Annotated in this window: 22 protein-coding genes; 13 read left to right on the top strand and 9 right to left on the bottom strand. The window is 56.6% G+C overall.

All coding sequences use genetic code 11. The features are described from left to right. The first annotated feature begins 40 nt into the window (after positions 1-40). The gene (locus AC0J4F_RS13955) at positions 41-1,834 is read left to right on the top strand and encodes a tetratricopeptide repeat protein (RefSeq protein ID WP_133946766.1); all 1,794 of its coding nucleotides are present in this window, start codon (positions 41-43) and stop codon (positions 1,832-1,834) included. An 11-nt stretch (positions 1,835-1,845) separates the two neighbouring features. Then, positions 1,846-2,727: a 4-(cytidine 5'-diphospho)-2-C-methyl-D-erythritol kinase gene (locus tag AC0J4F_RS13950; protein ID WP_133946765.1), complete on the top strand. Its 882-nt coding sequence runs from the start codon at positions 1,846-1,848 to the stop codon at positions 2,725-2,727. Between the two features lie 75 nt (positions 2,728-2,802). Here the strand turns inward: AC0J4F_RS13950 and AC0J4F_RS13945 are convergent, their stop codons facing one another. After that, on the bottom strand, positions 2,803-3,819 hold the full coding sequence (locus AC0J4F_RS13945; RefSeq protein WP_133946764.1) for a polyprenyl synthetase family protein: 1,017 nt from the start codon (positions 3,817-3,819) through the stop codon (positions 2,803-2,805). Between the two features lie 177 nt (positions 3,820-3,996). Between AC0J4F_RS13945 and AC0J4F_RS13940 the strand changes: the two genes are divergently transcribed. Together AC0J4F_RS13940 and AC0J4F_RS13935 are read left to right on the top strand one after the other, a co-directional pair. Beyond that, positions 3,997-4,227 (top strand): putative signal transducing protein, encoded by a 231-nt coding sequence (locus AC0J4F_RS13940; protein ID WP_133946763.1) that lies wholly within the window; start codon positions 3,997-3,999, stop codon positions 4,225-4,227. An 8-nt stretch (positions 4,228-4,235) separates the two neighbouring features. After that, the gene (locus tag AC0J4F_RS13935; RefSeq protein WP_473023771.1) at positions 4,236-5,051 is read left to right on the top strand and encodes a tRNA1(Val) (adenine(37)-N6)-methyltransferase; all 816 of its coding nucleotides are present in this window, start codon (positions 4,236-4,238) and stop codon (positions 5,049-5,051) included. Between the two features lie 11 nt (positions 5,052-5,062). Here AC0J4F_RS13935 and AC0J4F_RS13930 read toward each other — a convergent pair whose 3' ends face one another. From AC0J4F_RS13930 to AC0J4F_RS13920, 3 genes are all read right to left on the bottom strand, one after another. Then, on the bottom strand, positions 5,063-5,335 hold the full coding sequence (locus AC0J4F_RS13930) for an usg protein (RefSeq protein ID WP_055671297.1): 273 nt from the start codon (positions 5,333-5,335) through the stop codon (positions 5,063-5,065). 148 nt (positions 5,336-5,483) lie between these two features. After that, positions 5,484-5,801 (bottom strand): c-type cytochrome, encoded by a 318-nt coding sequence (locus AC0J4F_RS13925; protein ID WP_133946761.1) that lies wholly within the window; start codon positions 5,799-5,801, stop codon positions 5,484-5,486. Between the two features lie 97 nt (positions 5,802-5,898). Then, positions 5,899-6,315: a rhodanese-like domain-containing protein gene (locus AC0J4F_RS13920; RefSeq protein ID WP_473023770.1), complete on the bottom strand. Its 417-nt coding sequence runs from the start codon at positions 6,313-6,315 to the stop codon at positions 5,899-5,901. A 90-nt stretch (positions 6,316-6,405) separates the two neighbouring features. Between AC0J4F_RS13920 and ftrA the strand changes: the two genes are divergently transcribed. Genes ftrA through AC0J4F_RS13905 form a run of 3 tightly spaced genes read left to right on the top strand, consistent with a single transcriptional unit; the run spans position 6,406 to position 9,643 of the window. Next, a complete protein-coding gene (gene ftrA, locus AC0J4F_RS13915; RefSeq protein WP_473023769.1) occupies positions 6,406-7,416 on the top strand; it encodes a transcriptional regulator FtrA in 1,011 nt (336 codons plus the stop codon). Positions 7,417-7,474: 58 nt separating this feature from the next. Continuing rightward, entirely contained in the window at positions 7,475-8,413 is a 939-nt protein-coding gene (locus AC0J4F_RS13910) for an AAA family ATPase (RefSeq protein ID WP_473023768.1), read from the top strand. A gap of 18 nt (positions 8,414-8,431) precedes the next feature. Then, positions 8,432-9,643, top strand: coding sequence for a vWA domain-containing protein (locus AC0J4F_RS13905; protein WP_473023767.1), 1,212 nt, complete (start codon positions 8,432-8,434; stop codon positions 9,641-9,643). A 161-nt stretch (positions 9,644-9,804) separates the two neighbouring features. Here AC0J4F_RS13905 and AC0J4F_RS13900 read toward each other — a convergent pair whose 3' ends face one another. The 3 genes from AC0J4F_RS13900 to AC0J4F_RS13890 all read right to left on the bottom strand — a co-directional run bounded on the left by AC0J4F_RS13900 (position 9,805) and on the right by AC0J4F_RS13890 (position 11,505). After that, positions 9,805-10,524, bottom strand: a complete 720-nt coding sequence (locus AC0J4F_RS13900; protein WP_133946756.1) for an LrgB family protein — start codon at positions 10,522-10,524, stop codon at positions 9,805-9,807. Continuing rightward, a complete protein-coding gene (locus tag AC0J4F_RS13895; RefSeq protein ID WP_306150009.1) occupies positions 10,524-10,886 on the bottom strand; it encodes a CidA/LrgA family protein in 363 nt (120 codons plus the stop codon). Before AC0J4F_RS13895 ends, AC0J4F_RS13900 begins: the two co-directional genes overlap by 1 nt. Before the next feature lie 106 nt (positions 10,887-10,992). Then, positions 10,993-11,505, bottom strand: a complete 513-nt coding sequence (locus AC0J4F_RS13890; protein WP_133946754.1) for a L,D-transpeptidase — start codon at positions 11,503-11,505, stop codon at positions 10,993-10,995. A 170-nt stretch (positions 11,506-11,675) separates the two neighbouring features. Between AC0J4F_RS13890 and AC0J4F_RS13885 the strand changes: the two genes are divergently transcribed. Further along, the gene (locus tag AC0J4F_RS13885) at positions 11,676-12,308 is read left to right on the top strand and encodes a YceI family protein (RefSeq protein WP_473023766.1); all 633 of its coding nucleotides are present in this window, start codon (positions 11,676-11,678) and stop codon (positions 12,306-12,308) included. Here AC0J4F_RS13885 and AC0J4F_RS13880 read toward each other — a convergent pair. Continuing rightward, positions 12,305-13,408 carry a branched-chain amino acid ABC transporter substrate-binding protein gene (locus tag AC0J4F_RS13880; RefSeq protein ID WP_473023765.1) on the bottom strand — a complete coding sequence of 368 codons (1,104 nt, stop codon included), beginning with the start codon at positions 13,406-13,408 and terminating at the stop codon, positions 12,305-12,307. The two genes, AC0J4F_RS13885 and AC0J4F_RS13880, sit on opposite strands and share 4 nt — an antisense overlap. Positions 13,409-13,577: 169 nt before the next feature. On the opposite strand from AC0J4F_RS13880, the gene AC0J4F_RS13875 reads away from it, so the two are divergent. The 4 genes from AC0J4F_RS13875 to AC0J4F_RS13860 all read left to right on the top strand — a co-directional run bounded on the left by AC0J4F_RS13875 (position 13,578) and on the right by AC0J4F_RS13860 (position 17,351). Then, positions 13,578-14,105: a flavin reductase gene (locus tag AC0J4F_RS13875; protein WP_133946751.1), complete on the top strand. Its 528-nt coding sequence runs from the start codon at positions 13,578-13,580 to the stop codon at positions 14,103-14,105. Positions 14,106-14,164: 59 nt separating this feature from the next. Further along, complete coding sequence (locus tag AC0J4F_RS13870; RefSeq protein ID WP_473023764.1) at positions 14,165-15,169, top strand: P1 family peptidase; 1,005 nt, start codon at positions 14,165-14,167, stop codon at positions 15,167-15,169. Positions 15,170-15,250: 81 nt separating this feature from the next. After that, positions 15,251-15,796: a DUF3833 family protein gene (locus AC0J4F_RS13865; RefSeq protein WP_473023763.1), complete on the top strand. Its 546-nt coding sequence runs from the start codon at positions 15,251-15,253 to the stop codon at positions 15,794-15,796. Positions 15,797-15,878: 82 nt separating this feature from the next. Continuing rightward, positions 15,879-17,351, top strand: a complete 1,473-nt coding sequence (locus tag AC0J4F_RS13860) for an MltF family protein (protein WP_473023762.1) — start codon at positions 15,879-15,881, stop codon at positions 17,349-17,351. A gap of 284 nt (positions 17,352-17,635) precedes the next feature. Here AC0J4F_RS13860 and AC0J4F_RS13855 read toward each other — a convergent pair whose 3' ends face one another. After that, positions 17,636-18,217, bottom strand: a complete 582-nt coding sequence (locus AC0J4F_RS13855) for an NAD(P)H-dependent oxidoreductase (RefSeq protein ID WP_473023761.1) — start codon at positions 18,215-18,217, stop codon at positions 17,636-17,638. A gap of 126 nt (positions 18,218-18,343) precedes the next feature. On the opposite strand from AC0J4F_RS13855, the gene AC0J4F_RS13850 reads away from it, so the two are divergent. Next, a complete protein-coding gene (locus AC0J4F_RS13850) occupies positions 18,344-18,979 on the top strand; it encodes a TetR/AcrR family transcriptional regulator (RefSeq protein ID WP_473023760.1) in 636 nt (211 codons plus the stop codon). The last annotated feature ends 4 nt before the right edge of the window (positions 18,980-18,983 follow it).

The raw sequence follows: 18,983 nt of genomic DNA, 5'->3' as shown, positions 1-18,983 counted from the left end.
GCGTCCCCCTAAACGGGAGCAATCAATTCTGCGAGGACCAATGACACAGTTGACCGGCGCCATTTCGAAGTCGATCCGAAAGCCGCTCAAATTGAAACTTCTGGCTCTTGCGAGCGCTGCTGCTCTGCTTCCGGCGACTGTTCTAGCAGATACAAACGCACAAGACGGCATTCCAAGAACGCTTGGAACTCCTGCCGAACTTCCCTTTACGCTGTCTGGCAGCTATCTTTCCGGTCGCCTTGCGGGCTTTCAAAAAGACTTTGCGCAAGCTGCTGCTTTTTATGAAGAAACCCTTGCCGCAGACCCATCCAATCCGATGTTGCTAGAGCGGACTTTTCTACTGAAGCTCGCAAATGGCGATGTGGACGATGCGATCCGCTATGCCGCCGATCTCGACCGAGGCGTGCAGCGGAATTTCCTGGCCCAGCTTGTCTTGGGCGCAAAGGACGTACGCGACGGAAACTATGGCGCCGCAATCGAGCTGCTGAAGGAGGGCCGGAATGGTCCACTGGCTCAGTTATCCGTCGGTATCGCACGCGCTTGGGCTTATTACGGCGCCGGCCAAATCGACGAAGCGGCCAAGACCATCGACAACCTCCGCGGACCCGAGTGGTTCGATGTCTTCAAGGAAACCCACAAGGCGCATCTTCTCTTTACAGCCGGCCGGAACGAAGCAGCCCTTGAGGCCATCGAAAAAGCCTATGAGATGGATCAAGGGGCCATCCGCGTCGTTGACGCCCACGCCCGCCTCCTCGCGGCCAATGGCCGCCAGCAGGATGCGCTGAAGGCGCTGGATCAGTTCGACCGGCAATACCGCGGCCATCCACAATTGGACCGGACCCGTGAGATGATTGTGTCAGGCGCTGTCATCCCGCCGACCGTTAGCGACCCAGCTGTCGGCATGGCAGAGATCCTATACGGGCTCGGCGCCGTGATCGGCCGTGACGGCGGAGAGGAATTGTCGACCTCCTACCTTCAACTGGCACTGTACCTTGATCCGGCTGCAGAATATGCAGCGGTAGCGCTCGGCAACGTCTTTGAGCGGATGGATCAACCTGACCGTGCCATCGAAGCCCTCATGATGGTGCCTGACGACAGTGCCTTGAAGCGGGAAGCCGAAATTCAAGTTGGGCTGAATTTCAATGCTCTTGATCAGGTGGACGAGGCCCGCGCTCATTTGGCGGCGCTCATCGAAAACGACCCGGGTGATTTGGAAGCCGGGATTGCTCTGGGCAATGTTCTGCGGTCCCACGAACTCTATGAGGAAGCTGAGAAGGTTTACTCAGCGTCCATCGACACAATCGAAACGCTTGAGCAGCCGCACTGGCTGATCCTCTACTTCCGCGGCATCAGCCGGGAGCGCTTGGGTAAGTGGGACGAGGCCGAAGCCGATTTCCGCAAAGCGCTTGAGTTGGAAGAAGATCAGCCTCTGGTCCTGAACTACCTCGGATATTCTCTTGTGGATCAGGGCCTGAAGCTTGATGAAGCACTGGAGATGATCAAGACGGCCGTAGAGCTGCGGCCAACCGATGGTTACATAGTCGACAGTCTGGGCTGGGTCTATTACCGGCTCGGCCGCTATGAGGAAGCTGTTACGGAGCTGGAACGTGCCATTGAGCTGCGGCCGGCCGATCCCGTGATCAACGACCACTTGGGCGATGCCTACTGGAAAGTTGGACGACGCAACGAGGCGCGCTTCCAATGGAACCATGCCCGAGATCTTGACCCCGAAGAGGATGAACTTCCCAAAATCCTCGACAAGATCGAGAACGGCTTGCCGGACCCAGCAAATACGGACGCGGCGAACGCTGCAAGTGACAACAACGGCGGCTGACCGGACGGATCATGCCAGACCACCAGCAAACGGCTGTCAGGGCAGAACTCGCCCGGGCTAAAGTGAACCTTGCCCTTCACATCACCGGTCAGCGCAATGACGGCTATCATTTGCTGGAGTCGCTCGTTGCATTTCCGCAGATCGGTGACCGGATTGCTCTTGAGACGTCCGAAAAACTGGAGCTGGTCATCGACGGCCCGTTTGCTCGGGAACTGGGTCCAGCTGGAGACAACAACCTGGTCTTACGCGCAGTCCGGGGATTTGCCGAAAAAGCAAAAACTGACGTCCCATCCGTCAAAATCACCTTGACCAAGCGGCTGCCGGTCGCCTCCGGCATCGGCGGCGGGTCCAGCGATGCTGCCACCACGCTCCGCCTTCTGGAGGACGTGACCGGTATTTATTTGAGCGATGAAGATCTTCATGAACTCGCCGCATCGCTCGGCGCAGATGTTCCAGTTTGCCTCAGCCCCGAACCGCAAGTGATGCGGGGGATCGGCGACGACCTCGCCGCAGCCCCACTCCTCCCTGATTGCGGTATCGTTCTTGTCAATCCAAAGGCCTCCCTCGAAACGCCGGATGTCTTCAGAGCCCTTGACAAGAAGAACAATCCGCAGCTGGCAAAGATGCCGGATGCGTTTGATGATATTGCCGCGCTGATTGCCTATTTGGCGAACAGCCGCAATGATCTGCAAACACCTGCTATGTCGGTCTGTGGCGTCATCGGTGAGGTCTTGAATTTCCTGCAAGGGGACAGCCGGATCCTTTTTTCACGAATGTCCGGATCCGGAGCGACTTGTTTCGGCCTGTGTGCCCCAACCGAAATGCGCGCGATTGAAACCGATCTGCGCACCGCGCATCCCGATTGGTGGATCGCCTCTGGACCGTTGAGCTGAGAAAAGCGCCACTTAAAATCAAAACGGCGCCCCAAAAGGACGCCGGATTGAGTCAGCAACTAGCCTCTAGAGCAATCAACTAACACGCGCGATACAGAACGCGACGGCATCTGCAAGCGCATCCGTGTGAGCACCCGCTGGCAATTGATCCAACGCTTTGAGGGCATTGTCGCCATAGGTCCGGGCCCGCTGAACGGTTTCCGCAATCGCATCGTATTTCTTCAAAAGCTCGATGGCCTCGGCAAGATCAGCGTCGGTGACGTTGTCGCCTTCCATGCAGCGCTTCCAGAACGCCCGATCCTGATCCGTGCCGCGCGCAACAGCAAGCACCACCGGCAGGGTAATCTTGCCTTCACGGAAATCATCGCCGACGTCTTTGCCGAGATCCGCGGATGAGCCACCATAATCGAGCGCATCGTCCACCATCTGGAACGCGTATCCGAGCTCCAGACCGTAGGTTCGTGCTGCCTTGCGCATAACGTCGTTTTGGCCGGCGATTTCCGGACCGACTTCGGCTGCGGCAGCAAACAGTGCTGCGGTTTTCGCCTCGATGACCCGCAGATACTCGGCTTCTGTCGTCTCGATGTTTTTCGACGCACCGAGCTGAAGCACTTCACCTTCAGCAATGATGGCCGATGCTTCGGAGAGAATGCGCAGTGCTTCCAGAGAACCGGTGTCGACCATCATCTTGAACGCCTGGCCCAGGAGATAATCCCCCACCAGAACACTCGCCTGGTTGCCCCAAAGCTTGCGGGCCGCAAGTTTGCCCCGGCGCATGTCGCTCTCGTCGACGACATCGTCATGGAGCAGCGTTGCTGTGTGCATGAACTCCACACTTGCTGCCAGGATCACATGTCCGTTGCCCTGATATCCGAACATGTCTGCGCAGGCGAGCGTCAACATCGGGCGCAAGCGCTTGCCACCAGATGAGATCAAATGCTTTGCGATTTCCGGGATCAGGTCCACATTGGACCCGGCCTTGGAAAGGATCAGTTCATTCACGTCTGCCATGCCGGGCGCCACAAGATCCACGAGAGGCTGGATGCTTGCGCGAGGCGTTTCACTGTCAGACAAGGTTGCGACCACGGCCACTGACGGCACTCCTGTTACGATTTGTGCGGACAATATGGCGCGAATGTCTCCGGGGCAAGCCGCCAATCCGTTGACAAACTGTTGAAATGCCACAATCAGCATATTTTGCTGTAAAGCAATTCCTTAGTGAGCGTCCGGCCGCAGCGCGGGGCAAAACCGGCAAGGGTCAGATTTATAATGGAAGAACTTGTAAGAACAAACGATCCTGTCCTGATCTCGTTTCTGGAATCGCTGCTTGGCGAGGCTGATATCAAGCATTTTGTCGCAGACGGCAACATGAGCATTCTGGAAGGCTCACTCGCCATGATTCCACGCAGGATCCTCGTCGACAGCGATCAGATTGAAAAAGCGCGCATGCTCGTGCGCGAAGCGGGTTTGGAACACGAGCTGCGCCTTGAAAGCGAATGACAGCGGATATGACGGACCAGCTCCAACCATCCGAGACCGACGGCAAACTTGATATCACTCGAGATGCCTTTTTGGGCGGCAAGGTCTATGTGCACCAGCCCAAACATGGCCGCCACCGCGCAGGACTTGATGCGGTTTACCTCGCTGCGGCTTTGCCCGATGGATTGAGCGGTCACATTGTGGACCTCGGCGCAGGTGTCGGAACCGCAGGATTTTGTGCAGCTGCCCGCTTGCCGAAGATTACGGTGACAGCGGTAGAGCTCGATCAGACCGTTCTCGAACTCGCGCGGGAAGGACTAAACGATCCTGCAAATGCCTCATTTGCCGATCGCGTCCAACTCTTGGAAGCCGACATCACGGCCAAGGGAAGTGTGCGCCATGCAGCGGGACTTAAGTCCGGCATGGCTGATCATGTTATCATGAACCCGCCTTACTATGAGGCGAACCGGTTCCGTGCCTCGCCCAAGACGGCCCGCGCGGGAGCACACATGCTCGATGAACGGGGCCTGGAGCCCTGGGTGAAAACAGCAACGGACATTGTGAAAGTTGGCGGCACACTGACCATCATCTTTCGCGCAGATGGCTTAAGTGAAATTCTGAACGTCCTCTCTGGCCGGTTTGGCGCGATTGACGTGATCCCCTTGCGGCCACGTCCTGACGCAGCCGCAACACGTGTTCTGGTCCGGGCAGTGCGGGCGAGCAAAGCTCCGCTCACACTGTTGCCGGGCTTCGTTCTTCACGACGGACCGGAAAACGAATTCACACCGGAGGCAAAATCCATCTTACGGGATGGTCAGGGACTCGGCATTCCGCTCCGCCGCTGACAACTGACGCTCTAGTGCATCACGAATTCACCGTCGGCATAGCGAAATTCCGCTGGTTCGATCAGGTTCTGATGTGCAACGCGGACCGCATGGATCCGTCCCTCGATCTCGCGTTCCCAGAACGTCAAAAAACGGGTCAGCTCAGGAAATTTCGGCGCCAAATCCTCTGTCTGCCACAAGAAGGACTGCAACAACCTGGGGTGATCTGGCATCCGATAGAGTATTTCCGCGGTCAGCAAACCGTATCCGAGCAACCGTTTTTCAAAGTCTGAACCAACTGTCATGCCACGTATTCCTTTCTCCTAAAGAAAAGTGTCGCAGCAAACAGTTTAACCAATTCTATGAACGCGTGACAATTAGACGAATTCTTGATCTTTGGCAGCAAACTCAGTTGAGTGCTAACAAATCATAAGAATTTAGATCTCAAAACTGTCATTTTGCTTGGATGGAGGTCAGATAGCCCAAAAAGGCATCAATGTCACCCGGTTCGAAGGCAATTTCCGGCATGTTTTCGTGCGCAGTCACGATACCTTCAGCAAGGCTTTCTTCAAGACTTTCCAGTGGATAAAGGCTGGAGAGGTCCCTGAATGCCGGCGCACCTTCCTGGGCGCTTGCGTCGTCCGCTGCCACAGCATGGCAGGCGGCACAATGGATCTCCGCGATTTCGCGGCCGCTCGCAAGACTGGCCGGATCCGTTGGATAGGTGCCACTGGCTGCAAGAGCCGGTCCGCTCAAGATACAAGCAAACAAGCCTGTCCAAAAAAGCGCATTGGTTCGCAAAACGAGTCTCCCTTCCCTCACTAGCGATTCTTATACGCGGGCGGCCAGGCTTGCGCCATACGCAGCTTTACTCTGCTGCGGCCGCGACACCCGGTTCCGCAAAGGCAAAGCCTTCATCTTGCCAACCGGTTAGACCGCCAATCATGATTTTCACAGGCCGGCCAAGTTCAGCGAGTTTCACCGCCGCCCGGTCTGCTCCGTTGCAGTGCGGCCCAGCGCAATACGTCACAAAAACGGTGTCCTCCGGCCAGTCGGCCATGCGTTCTGCCGTGATGTCCCGATGCAGCAAATGCAGCGCCCCAGGAATATGCTTTTTCGCAAAGGTTTCTGACGATCCGACAACGTGAAGAAGCACAAAATCTACGCGGCCAGTGGCAAATGCGTCAGCAACATCCGCGCAGTCCGTTTCAAAGGTAAGTCGCGCCGAAAAGTGACGGACAGCATCCGAGGAAGATGCTGGCGGGATATCAGTTACAAAACTCATGGCGGGTCTCCTGTCCGGGTTGTTTGACCGGACAATAGGCGACGGTTTTTGGGCTGGCGTTTGGCAAGAAAGACATTTATCGTAAAGATCATGCCAAATACGGATCTTACCTCTCAGTCTCCGGCCAATGCGCCCAACAAGCGCGTGGTTGCCCTTGCCTATGATGGCTTATGTCTGTTCGAATTCGGCATTTGCTGCGAGGTCTTCGGTCTCAAACGCCCGGAGATGGGGGAGGACTGGTACAGTTTTGAAGTGGCCAGCCTTGATCGGGGCCAACCGCTGAAGGCCTCTAATGGTGTCCGGGTGGAAGTGGACGGCGGCCTGGACCTCTTGGAATCGGCAGGAACGATCCTCATACCCGGCTGGTCCGGCATCAATGATCCCGTCCCTGAGGTTCTGAGAGACGCCCTCCGCATGGCGCATGCCAAAGGCGCGCGTTTGCTGTCGATTTGTTCGGGCGTCTTTGTGCTCGCGGCAACCGGACTTCTTCAAGACAAGCGTGTTACGACACATTGGCGCTATGCCGAGGCCTTGTCAGCACGGTATCCGGATCTCGTGATCGTCCCCAATGTCCTTTACACCGACAACGATCAGATCCTGACATCGGCCGGAAGTGCTGCAGGCATTGACCTTTGCCTTCATCTTATCCGCCGTGACTTCGGCCCAATAGCTGCAAACAGCGTGGCGCGGCGGCTTGTCGTTCCGCCCCACCGGGAAGGCGGACAGGCTCAATTCGTCGATACCAGTGTACAACTGCCCACAGAGGCAAACCGCTTCGGACCGCTGTTCGACTACCTGCGCGCACATCTATCAGCAAATCATACGATCAAGAGCCTCGCCGCACGATCCGGCATGAGCGAGCGGACTTTCCTGCGCCGGTTCGAGAGCGCAACCGGAACAACCCCTGCCCGCTGGGTTACGGGTTTGCGGCTTCAAAAGGCCAAGGACTTGCTCGAAGAAAGCGGTCTCTCAATCGACCAGATCGCAGATCAGACCGGGTTTGGGACGGCTGCTACAATGCGCCATCACTTCCGGGAATTGCTCGGAACTTCCCCGACCCGCCACAGGCGCCTGTTCCAAAGTACCAGCAAACAGACCTAGGCTCCGCCCTCTGTTCGTTTATATATAGTCCAAAATCAATCATTCTTGGGAGCCGTTCATGCCGCAATCTGCCATTCCAGCGACGATCGACGAAACGCTCCAGCTGATGGACGAGGCCGGATATGTCGCCGACAGGTCCCTTTCAACTGTTCTGCATCTTGCGCTGAAGATGAAACGTCCCCTGTTTCTGGAAGGGGAAGCCGGTGTCGGCAAGACCGAGATTGCAAAGGTGTTGTCGTCAACGCTCGGCCGCGACCTCATTCGCCTGCAGTGTTACGAAGGGCTCGACATTGCATCTGCGGTGTATGAATGGAACTACCCGGCACAAATGGTTGAGATCCGGGTCGCAGAGGCCTCAGGCGACACCGAGCACTCGGAGCTTTCAAAGTCGATCTTCGATGAAAAATTCCTGATCAAGCGCCCAGTCCTTCAGGCCCTTGAGCCGTCCCTGAATGGCGCACCGGTGTTTCTCATTGACGAACTCGACCGCGCTGATGAGGCCTTTGAAGCGTTCCTTCTCGAAGTCCTTGCGGACAACCAAGTTTCCATTCCAGAGCTTGGCACCGTCAAGGCCGAGGAACCGCCGATCGTTATCATCACGACCAACCGGACGCGCGAAATCCACGACGCCCTAAAGCGCCGTTGTCTCTATCATTGGGTCGACTATCCCGACGCCGAGCGCGAGCTGGAAATCGTCCGCCGGAAGGTTCCTGGCGCCTCAGAACGCCTGGCCGGTGAAGTTGTTGCCTTTGTCCAAAAACTGCGCTCTGAAGAAGATCTTTTCAAGCAACCAGGCGTCGCAGAAACACTGGATTGGGCCACCGCCCTCTCGGAACTCAATGAAATCGCGCTGGATCCGGACATGGCCTCCGATACGCTTGGCGTTCTTCTGAAATATCAGGACGACATCGAGCGGGTCCGCGGCTCAAAGGTCCGGCAGATGATCGATGACATTCGCAAGGACGAGCCACGTCCCCAGACCATGCCGGCCCTTTAGAGCAGACCAAACGCGCCCATGACCGCTGTCCGCTCCCGCATCACAGACAACATCGTCTATTTTGCCCGCACGCTGCGCAAGGCCGGGGTGCCGGTTGGGCCGGCCTCCGTTGTCGATGCGGTTCAGGCCGTCGAAGTGTCCGGGATCAGCAACCGCGACGATCTCTACTGGACCCTGCATGCGGTCTTTGTGCGCAAGCGGGAACATCGCATCCTGTTCGACGAAGCGTTCCGGGTCTATTGGCAAAGCCGGGGCTTGATCGAAAAGATGCTGGCGATCCTGTCACCTGTTGCTCCGCCGAGAGGTGCACCCGAAAAGCCCAAGGCGGGGCAGACACGGGTTGCCCAGGCGTTTCAGGCCAACAAGGAACGGGTCGCGGAAGAAACCCGGCCGGAAATCGAGGTCGATGCCAAATTCACGGTGTCGGGCAAGGAACTCCTCCAGAGCAAAGACTTTGCCCAGATGACTGCCCTGGAGATCAATGACGCCAAAAAGGCGCTCGCCTCCATGGCGCTCAGCATGGACAAGATCCGGCTCCGCAGGCTGGTCCCCGCACACTCGGGAAAGGTGGATCCGCGCCGCACGTTGCGGGCGTCGATGCGGGCCGGCGGGGATATCATTGACCTGAAGTTCCGCCAACCAGCCGAAAAGCGCCCACCTCTGGTCGCGATCTGCGATATTTCCGGTTCCATGAGCCAGTATTCGCGCCTGCTGCTGCATTTCCTCCATGCGGTCACCGCCGAACGCCGGGACGTGCACACATTCCTGTTCGGAACACGGCTGAGCAATGTGACGCGTCAATTGCGGATGAAAGATCCCGACGAAGCGCTGGAAGCATGTTCTGAAGGGGTTCAGGACTGGTCCGGCGGTACGCGGATCGCCTCGGCCCTGCATGACTTCAATCGGCATTGGTCGCGCCGGGTCCTGTCCGGCAAACCGACGGTGTTGTTGATCACCGACGGACTTGAGCGCGATTCCGATGAGGATCTGGCGCGCGAGATGGACCGCCTGCACCGGTCCTGCCGCCGCCTAATCTGGCTTAATCCGCTCCTTCGGTTCGAAGGCTTTGAGGCCAAAGCCAAGGGCATCCGGGCCATGCTTCCCCATGTCGATGAATTCAGGGCAGTGCATAGCCTTGAGGCCGTCGCGGACCTTGTCAGCGCACTGACGGGCAAACAGTCGGACAGCAAATCCTCAAATCCCAAGTCCTGGCTGAAGCGCCATAATTAAAAAAACCGCCGGTTCCGGTTGGGGCACACGAAACCAGCGGCATTTCGAGGAGGATCGTGCCGATCCGCGCATCACTATAATTTCATAGTTTCGAAAATATATGCGGCACGCTGTCCCATGGTTAGAGCGTTTCACGTCCATATTGATCCGCTCTAGACCGATCAGAAAAACAACTTCCAAACCAATGGAAGCAGGATCGCTGTTGCGAGAGCATTAAGCCCCATGGCGAGACCGGAAAATGCACCCGCCAATTCGCTGACTTGCAGTGCACGGGCCGTTCCAATGCCGTGTGACGCAGTACCGATGGCCAACCCGCGAGCGGCCATGTCCTTTACGCCCATGAGGTTCAACAAGAGCGGTCCAAGAGCAGCCCCAGTTATCCCGGTCAGGATCACCAGAACAGCCGTCAAAGACGGCAACCCACCCAGCTGTTCACTGATCCCCATCGCAACAGGTGCAGTCACCGACTTTGGCGCAAGGGACACCAGCGTTTCCTTGCTTGCCCCAAACAGAGCGGCAATGCCGACCGCGCTGATTGCAGCCGTGAGAGACCCGGCCAACAAACTGGCGAGAATGGCAATCGAGGAGCGGCGGACCCGTTCAAGCTGCCGATAAAGCGGCAAGGCCAAGGCCACCGTTGCCGGCCCCAACATGAAATGAACGAACTGAGCGCCTTCGAAATAGACAGAATACTGGGTGTCGGTGACGAGCAGCAAGCTAACCAACAACACAACGGCGATCAGCACTGGATTAAGAAGCGGATTAAATCCCGCCCGCCGATAGATCCAGAAACCGACCTGATAGGCGACAAGGGTCAGCGTCAGCGCCAGGAGCGGACTGGCAGAGAGATAAACCCAGATTTCCCGAAGTTCGCCCTCCATTATTCGGCCTCGCTGTCAGCAGCATCGGCAGACCGGGACAAGAGGCGCATCACCACCGCTGTCACAGCAATCGTTGCAAGCGTGCTGCCGATCAGTGCCAGGGTTATCGCAAGCCCTTCCTCACCGATCAGCGCAATATGCAGCATGACGCCAACGCCAGCAGGAACGAACAACAGGGAGAGGTTGGTCAAAAACGCATCGCCAACCGTTGCAAGATCTTCCGGGATACCCCCCTTGATCAGCAAGCCTGCCAGCAACAAAACCATACCAATCACTGGGCCCGGGATTGGGAGTCCGCTCGCAACCGTGATCAGTTCACCGGCGAGCTGACACGCTAGAATGACAGTCAGATAAAAAAGCATATGCGCCCCCAATGCCTTGCACTAAGGCATTACAGTGGCTTGGCGCCGGGGGCCTGACAAGGGCACTTTCCCAGGTGGATAACTTGCCCCGAGAACGAAGTGCCGATTACGGCAACGCGATTACGGGTGTGCGGACCTGTACACGGCGGAACAGATCCTGGATATCGTGATTGGCCATCCGGATGCAGCCATAGGAGACCGCACGCCCGATCGAGCCGGGACGGTTGGTGCCGTGAATTGCGTAGTTGCCGTTCGACAGCGTCATGGCAGCGACACCCATTGGATTGTTCGGAGCCCCCCCGCGGATCACGGCAGGAAGATGCGGGAAGTCCCGGCGCACTTCCGGCGACGGTGACCAGTCCGGCTTGACGTATTTCGCCGTGATCTGCGCCCGTCCCGTCCAGGATTTCTGACGTTTTCCGACGGCCACCTTGTAACGGATCGCCTGGCGTCCGTTCAGCACCAAATAAAGCCGCCGTTCGGAGTTCTTGATCACGATTGTGCCCGGCCGAAATTGATGGCCGGAAAAACCAACTACTTCTGCAGCTTGCGCTTTTTCAGCCGTCAAATCGACTGCCACGAGCAAAACAGAGGCGAACAGCAAAGAAATGATACGCATCACACACCCAATCCTTAACGCTTATTAAGAGTTTATGCATGAGCGCGGATGCGGCAAGTGGCACTTCAGAATACTTCAAACCATGGTGAACGGCGTTGTTCGTAAAGGAAACAAGCCAATCTGCTGTCCCATATCCGACGTAATGGTTTCGGTCACGGGAGGAGGCATTGATGAGAGGAAACACTGCGCGGCACATGTGGCGCTTACAGTCCTGCTGGGAACGTTTTCTTGCACCGGTCCACCTCAGTTTTCTGGTTGGGCTTTCCCTTCTTGTGATGATCACCGGTGACAGCCGGGCAGATATCTTGTCGGGCCGTTACATCCTGCCACCTCAAGCCGTGGATACTCAGTTTTCCGTCAGGGTGTTGGGCGGCCAACCAGTCAAAGGCCGGTTTGGTACAGTCAAAGGCGAGATGGTTTTAAACGCGCAACGGCCGGAAACCAGCCGTGTTCGCGTCACCGTCGACCTCCGAAGTGTTGAGACCAACAGTGACCGGGTCACTGGTTTCCTAAAAAGCTCTGCAATGTTCAATGTGTCGGAGTTTCCAACAGCAGAGTTCGAGAGCTATTCGGTGCGTTTGACCGGCGAGACAACTGCAAAGGTCGAAGGGTTTCTTACCATGCGAGGAACCCGGCAACGTACCTCTTTGGAGGTCGAACTCCAACCGGCCAGGAACAGTCAGAACATCGCAATTGAGGCCAATGGCGGTTTTTTCCGGAGCCTTTACGGCATGGACGCCGGGCTGCCGATCTACGCCGACAAAGTGCGCTTGCAGATCAAGGGCACGGGGAAAAGAAGCTAGCGCTCAACCGGTTTGCCAGACTTCCATTCATAGATGACAAATTGAGGAACGCTGCTGTCGCCTTTTTCGTCAAAGCGGATGTCACCCAGGATTGTCGGGAAAGCCTGTTCATCCATTGCTTTTGTCACCGCTGCAAAGTCCGGTGCGCCGGCCGCTTCCACCGCATCGGCCCAAGCTTCGACCGCGGCATAAGCGGCAAGCGCATAGCGCTCAGCAATTTCTTCGCGGCTTTCCAATGCCTCGATGACCTCGGCGACCGTTTGCAGGCTGCGAGGATCTAGTGGGTAGGAGAACGTTGTGCCCTCACCTGCCTCGCCCGTGACATCCCAGAAGGCCTGCGTCATCAGGGTATCGCCTCCGATCAGAACAGCTTCGACCCCAAGCCGCTGCATCTCGAGTTTGATCAAGCCTGCTTCCGGATGATAGCCGCCGATGAAAACAACGTCAGCGCCTTCCAAAGCCAAACGAGAGACGAGAATGCGATAATCATTCAGCCCCGCGTCGAACCCCTCATAGAGCGTTTCGGTGACGCCATTTTGGTTGAGAACAATCCGAACAGCATCGGTCAGTCCTTTGCCATAGGCAGTCTTGTCGTGAAGCAGAGCAATGTCTTGCCCAGCAAAAGCATCTGCTAGGTATTGGCCAAGAACACGTGCCTGTTCATCATCTCGTGGCGCCAATCGGTAAATGCCGGGTCCAGGCCGTTCGTCAGTGAACTTCGGCAGCGTTGTGGCCGGAGAGATCTGCACAATCCCGGCGTCCGAATAGATCCCACTTGCCGATATGGACGCACTGAAACAGACGTGCCCCACCACCATCGACACTTCGCGGCCAATCAACTGGTTGGCAACCGCTTTGGCCTGGGTTTCGTCACAGCCATCATCGACGATGTCCAGCACCAAGGGTTCGCCGAGGACACCGCCTGCCATATTGATATCGACGACCGCTTGTTCGGCCCCAGCCCTGATTTGCTGACCCAAGTCCTCAAACTGCCCTTTCATGGGGCCGGCCACCGCAATATGGATCTCGGCAGCAGCGCTTAATGGCCAGCTTAAGAGGGTTGCCGCCATCATGCCCGCCAAGCCACGGATAATCTTCATTCTGTTCTCCAGATCCATCCCCTGATTGGCGCCGTAGGAACCATGGTCCTATGAAATCAATCGAAAGTTCCGAAAATTGCAAGGCTCGATTGGGTTTGATAGGCACACGCAACGACATATAACAAGATCACGACCGGATGCCACGTCCGGACCACGGAGCATTGACCGCATGGCGCCTTCAACCGGGATAGATCCCGCCGCCCAAAGCCTGACACTCGACAGCCAGACGTTTCGCGAAGCGATGAGCCGCATCGCCGCCGCTGTTCATATCGTCACCACCGACGGTGACGCCGGGAGGGCGGGCGGAACAGTGTCAGCCGCTTGTTCGGTCAGCGATGACCCCGCCAGCATCCTGATTTGCCTCAATCGGCAATCCCGCCTTCACGCCGCCGTTCTGAAAAACCGCTGCTTCTGCCTCAACACCCTCTCAGATGATCATCAGGAAATGTCTGATGTATTTGCCGGCCGCGAAAGTGCGGACATGAGCGGACGATTTGCGCATGGCTCCTGGACAAACCTGGCGACCGGCTGCCCTGCCCTCGACACGGCACGGCTGAGCATTGATTGCGAAATTTTTTCTGTGTCCGAAGTCGGCACCCACTCGATTATCGTTGGCACTGTCACAGATTTACGCATGACGGATCCGGGAAAGTCTTTGATCTATGTGCGCAGGGGTTACAAAAGCCTCGACACCTGAGCCCGGTCGGCGCAAACTCAAAGTCCTGCCTTTATTGAGTTTTCGCTGAAAGATATTTGATGACCGGTCCCAGAAACCTGATCACCGATGTGCCTGGCCTCAAGGTCGGCAATGCGTCCGACCCGGACCTGAAATCCGGCGCAACCGTACTTGTGCCGGATGAACCAGCGGTCGCTTCCGTGGCGATCCAGGGCGGCGCACCGGGAACCCGGGAAATTGCGCTTCTGGAGCCCGAACAGACGGTCGAAAAGATCGATGCGATCGTCCTGGCCGGTGGATCGGCTTTCGGTCTTGATGCCGGTGCGGGCGTTCAGGGGCGTCTTGCAGAACTTGGCTATGGATACCAGGTGGGCCCTGTCCGCGTGCCGATCGTGCCGACAGCAATCCTCTTTGACCTCCTGAATGGCGGCAACAAGAGCTGGGGCCAAATGGCGCCCTACCGGGATCTCGGCCGCGCGGCGCTCGATTCCATCGGCCATGATTTTGTCCTTGGGTCCAACGGGGCCGGTATGGGCGCCACAACCGCAAACCTCAAAGGCGGCCTGGGATCAGCATCTGTGGTCCTGGAAAATGGTGTCACTATTGGCGCGATTGTTGCCGTCAATGCGCTTGGCCGCGCAACCATGGGCGAAACACCGCATTTCTGGGCAGCGCCCTTCGAGGTCGGTGACGAATTCGGTGGCCGCAGCATAACGCCAACACTGCCCGCCGACTGCACCTCGGTCCGCACGAAACTGGATGCACTAGAAGCAGGGGCCAACACCACCATCGCAGCCGTTGCCACCGATGCGATTTTGACGAAGGGCGAAGCCAAACGCCTTGCCGTGATGGCACACGATGGCTTGGCCCGTGCGCTTTGGCCTGCTCACACACCGCTCGACGGCGACCTCGTGTTCGCTTTGTCAACGGGGCAGCGCAAGCTGGAAAACGGCCTGGAGGACATGGTGCAAATGGGCGCTGCCGCCGCATCGTGCCTCGCTAGGGCAATTGCACGTGGGATCTATCATGCAACACCTGCGGATGGCGACACGCTGCCGACATGGCATGAGCGCTTCGGAGGTTAAGACCACCGCCCGGTTTTGAAAATCTAAGACAAGGATTCACGCGTACCCAAGGTATGTGAAACAAACCATAGGCTTTGCAGCATGCCCCTGTCTTTTACCAAACTGACAACCAAGACGATCTTCCTGATTGCGCTCACGTTTCTAGTGTTTGCCGGTTTTGCAGCGCCACCAGCTCAGGCCGCAAAACCGCTGGTCCTTGAGGAGTTTTTTCGCGGCAAGACCGTTGGCAAAGGCGTGTTTGAGAGCAAGTTGGCGGGCGTCTACCGGCCGTTCACGGTGTATCTGACCGGCACGTGGAACCCGAAGACACAAATGTTCCGCCTGCGCGAAGACTTTGTTTATGACGACGGCGAGCGGGACACCAAGACCTGGTTTTTCGAAAAGGTTGGCGACGGCCGGTATGTTGGCCAAAGATCTGATGTGATCGCCCCCACCCTGGTTGAGACGGGTGCAGATGGAGCCTTGCGATTTTCCTACATCGCCGACGTACCGCTTGAAAACGGTTCAATTCTGTTGCGCTTTACCGATACCCTTACCCAGACCGATCGGCGGACGGTTCGCAACACTGCCGATGTTACGAAAGGTGGTTTCAAGGTCGGAACAGTCGATCTGACATTCAAACGGTGAGGCCGGATTATCGCCCACCTCTGTCTTGAAAGCTCCACGCAAGTTTGATTGAGTTCCCTAACGGTACATCTGGGGGAGCGCCATGATAAACTGTTTCAGCTTGCGGCATTTGGGGTCGCTGATCGCATTAGCGACCCTGGCACTTTTTCTCGTGCCAGCATCGCCCGACGCGATGGAGACCCGGCTTTCAGATGAACTCGAGCAAATTCTGCGCGAGCCTTTTACCGGTGACTTTGATGCGATTGCAGAACGCGGTTATCTCCGCGTTCTCGTACCCTTTTCCAAGACCTTCTATTTTATCGACAACGGCGTTCAACGCGGCACCGCCGTCGATATGGCAACCGAACTCGGCAAGTTTCTGGAGAAGAAACACGGCAAGAAGGTTCGGGAAGGTCAAATCGTGATGATGCCAACTCCGCGGGAAACACTCTTCACAGATCTGGCTGCGGGCCGCGGTGATATTGCTCTTGGCAATTTAACAATCACTCCAGAGCGGCAGAAACTCGTCGACTTTTCCTCGCCGTTGTTTACGGGCGTGCGGGAAGTGCCACTGACGGCAGCTGGTATCAACGACCTGACCTCACCTGAGGCCCTTTCCGGTAAAGAAATCTACGTCCGATCCTCATCGAGTTATCACGACAGCCTTCTTGCCTTGAACAAGAAGCTGGACGCCGATGGAAAAGCCCCTGTCAAGATCGTTCCAGCAGATGAAAAGCTAGAGGACGAAGACCTGATCGATCTGGTGAAAGCTGGTGGCGTTCCGATGATCATCATTGACGAACATAAGGCAGACTTCTGGATGCAGATCGTCGACGGATTGAAAATCCATCCGGAAGCAGCCGTGCGCACAGATGCGCAAGTTGCTTTTGCGGTCCGCCCGAAAGCTCCAGATTTGCTGAAAGAGATGAACGCCTTTGCCAAGACCGTTGAAAAGGGGACATTGCTTGGCAACATAATCCTCAAGCGGTACCTGAAGGAGACCAAGTTTCTCAAAGACCTCAATGATGAGAAACGCCGAGAGCAATTCGACAAACTGGCCGCAGTCTTTGAAAAATATGGCCAGCAGTTCGACATCGATTGGCTTCTGATCGCTGCACAGGCCTATCAGGAAAGCCAGTTCAAACAGGCCGCTCGAAGCAACGCCGGCGCTGTCGGTATCATGCAGATCAAGCCGACGACCGCAGCAGGATCCCCGATCAACATCAAAGGTGTGGAGAAGGATGCTGATACGAACGTGCATGCCGGTGTGAAATACCTGCGGTATCTGGCCGACCAATACTTCGCAGACCTGGAGCATGATCCGGCAAACCAGACTTTCTTCGCCCTCGCCGCCTACAATGCGGGTCCGAGCCGCTTCAAAAAACTGCGGGCGGAAGCAGCAAAACAGGGCTATGACCCGAATTTGTGGTTCGGAAATGTCGAGTGGATCGTCGGCAGACGCATCAGCCAAGAACCGGTTCGGTATGTCGGCAACATCTACAAGTATTATGTGGTGTTTGCCCGGGAGCAGAAGCGGTATCAGAACTCTCCTGAGGCCCAGAAAAAGGGCGACTAGACTCGTTTTGTGACTGACGTTTAGAAGAAAATCCCCCTGTGCCGCACCGGCCCTGAGCCGGTGCCTGTCAGCAAAAACGCGTGCATTTCTAAATAGAAAAGCGGCCTCCAGATCCCGGATCTTTGCTTCGCTGCGTCCGGGAAAGTCGGTGTGACGGTGTCTCGACAGTCTTCTGAACCTGAGTTTTTAGAGGCTAAACGACAAGACCGGTGCGCACGCAGCGCCGCCGGTCTTGTCGTTTAGCAGACTTTTGATCAGCCACCGCAATGGCTGCGGACAACGCTTCAGATTGCTGCCCCGAGCTGCGCGGCTCTACGGATCATCTTGGCCCGTGCTTCGTCCGTTGATCCCTGGATTTGGGCGAACCAGGAATAATTCTTCATTTTAAGCCCGCAGAAATCCAGGATTTGCATCTTGGTCTGCTTCTTGATGCCCTGACCGTAAACGAGCCTGAAAAACCAGCCCGGTGTATCAGAGGTGACCAATACCTCAGAGGTCCGGCCAGCCATGAGTTTTTCCGGTAGTGCCTTCCCAGAAACGTATCGAAACGCTTTGCCTGGCAAGAAAACCCGGTCGATCAAGCCTTTCAATTTGGCTGGCATTCCGCCCCACCAAAGCGGATGGGCCAGAACAAAATGGTCGCACCATTCCAGGCTGGCCCAGAAATCTTCAAGATCGGCCTCCAGTGGTTTGACTGTCTTGAAGGACGCTGACCCCAGATCCGGGTCAAAAGACAAGTCTGCGAGATGCACAATGCGCACGTCATGCCCGGTCTTCTCGGCCGCATCGGCATAGGTTTGGGCAAGCGCACCGCAAAAGCTGCCCTTCGCCGGATGGCCATCCAGCACCAGTATTTTCTTCGCCATAATTGAAACTCCGAAACCGGGCGTCAAAACGCGCCGGCTCTTAAAAATTGACCACGGTCATTAATTGCCGCAAGTATGGTACGAGGTCAAGCAATAAATTGACCAAGGTCATTTTTAGAAGATGTCATGGCGATAAAAACCAAACCACGGAAGCCCCAAGCACGCACCGCCCTCACCCGCGCCCGGATCCTGGAGGCGGCAGCGCACCTGTCCAAAAAGAAAACCTTGGAAGAGATGACCGCAGAGGCGATCGCTCGAGAGGCAGGCGTCGCCAAAGGCACCATATTCGCTCATTTCGGCGATATGGATGGCCTTCTCTCCTATCTGCTGTTGGGCGAGTTACAGAAACTTCGGGAAGCCGCCGACAAGAATGAAAAGCTTTCGGCTCAGGACCTTGCAGATCCGGTTGGAGGACTGGTGAACCGAATGATGGCGCTCATTGCCGTCATCACCGAGAGCCAGACCATGCTGCGCGTGTTTCTGGAAAACATCGGCGCAACCAAGGGGCATTGCGCTCCCGAATTTATCGAACAGCTGGATGCACTCGATGAGAAGTTGCTGCAATTTCTAGGGTTTTGGCAATCGTCCGACGAAATCAGTCCAAAACTCAGAACAGATCGCGCACCGCAAGAAATGCTCGACGGTTTGGTCGCCTTCGTCATTCACGGAGCAATCATTTTCCGGTCGCATCAGCTGACGGATCTAAAAGAATTGCAATCCCGCCTCGAACGGCATGTAGAAGCTTTTTTGGTGAGGCCTTAAAGGG

It is taken from the genome of Roseibium sp. R5, assembly GCF_055755305.1.
The sequence above is the reverse complement of the archived record's forward strand: the minus strand, read 5'-3'. Positions and strand labels throughout refer to the sequence as shown.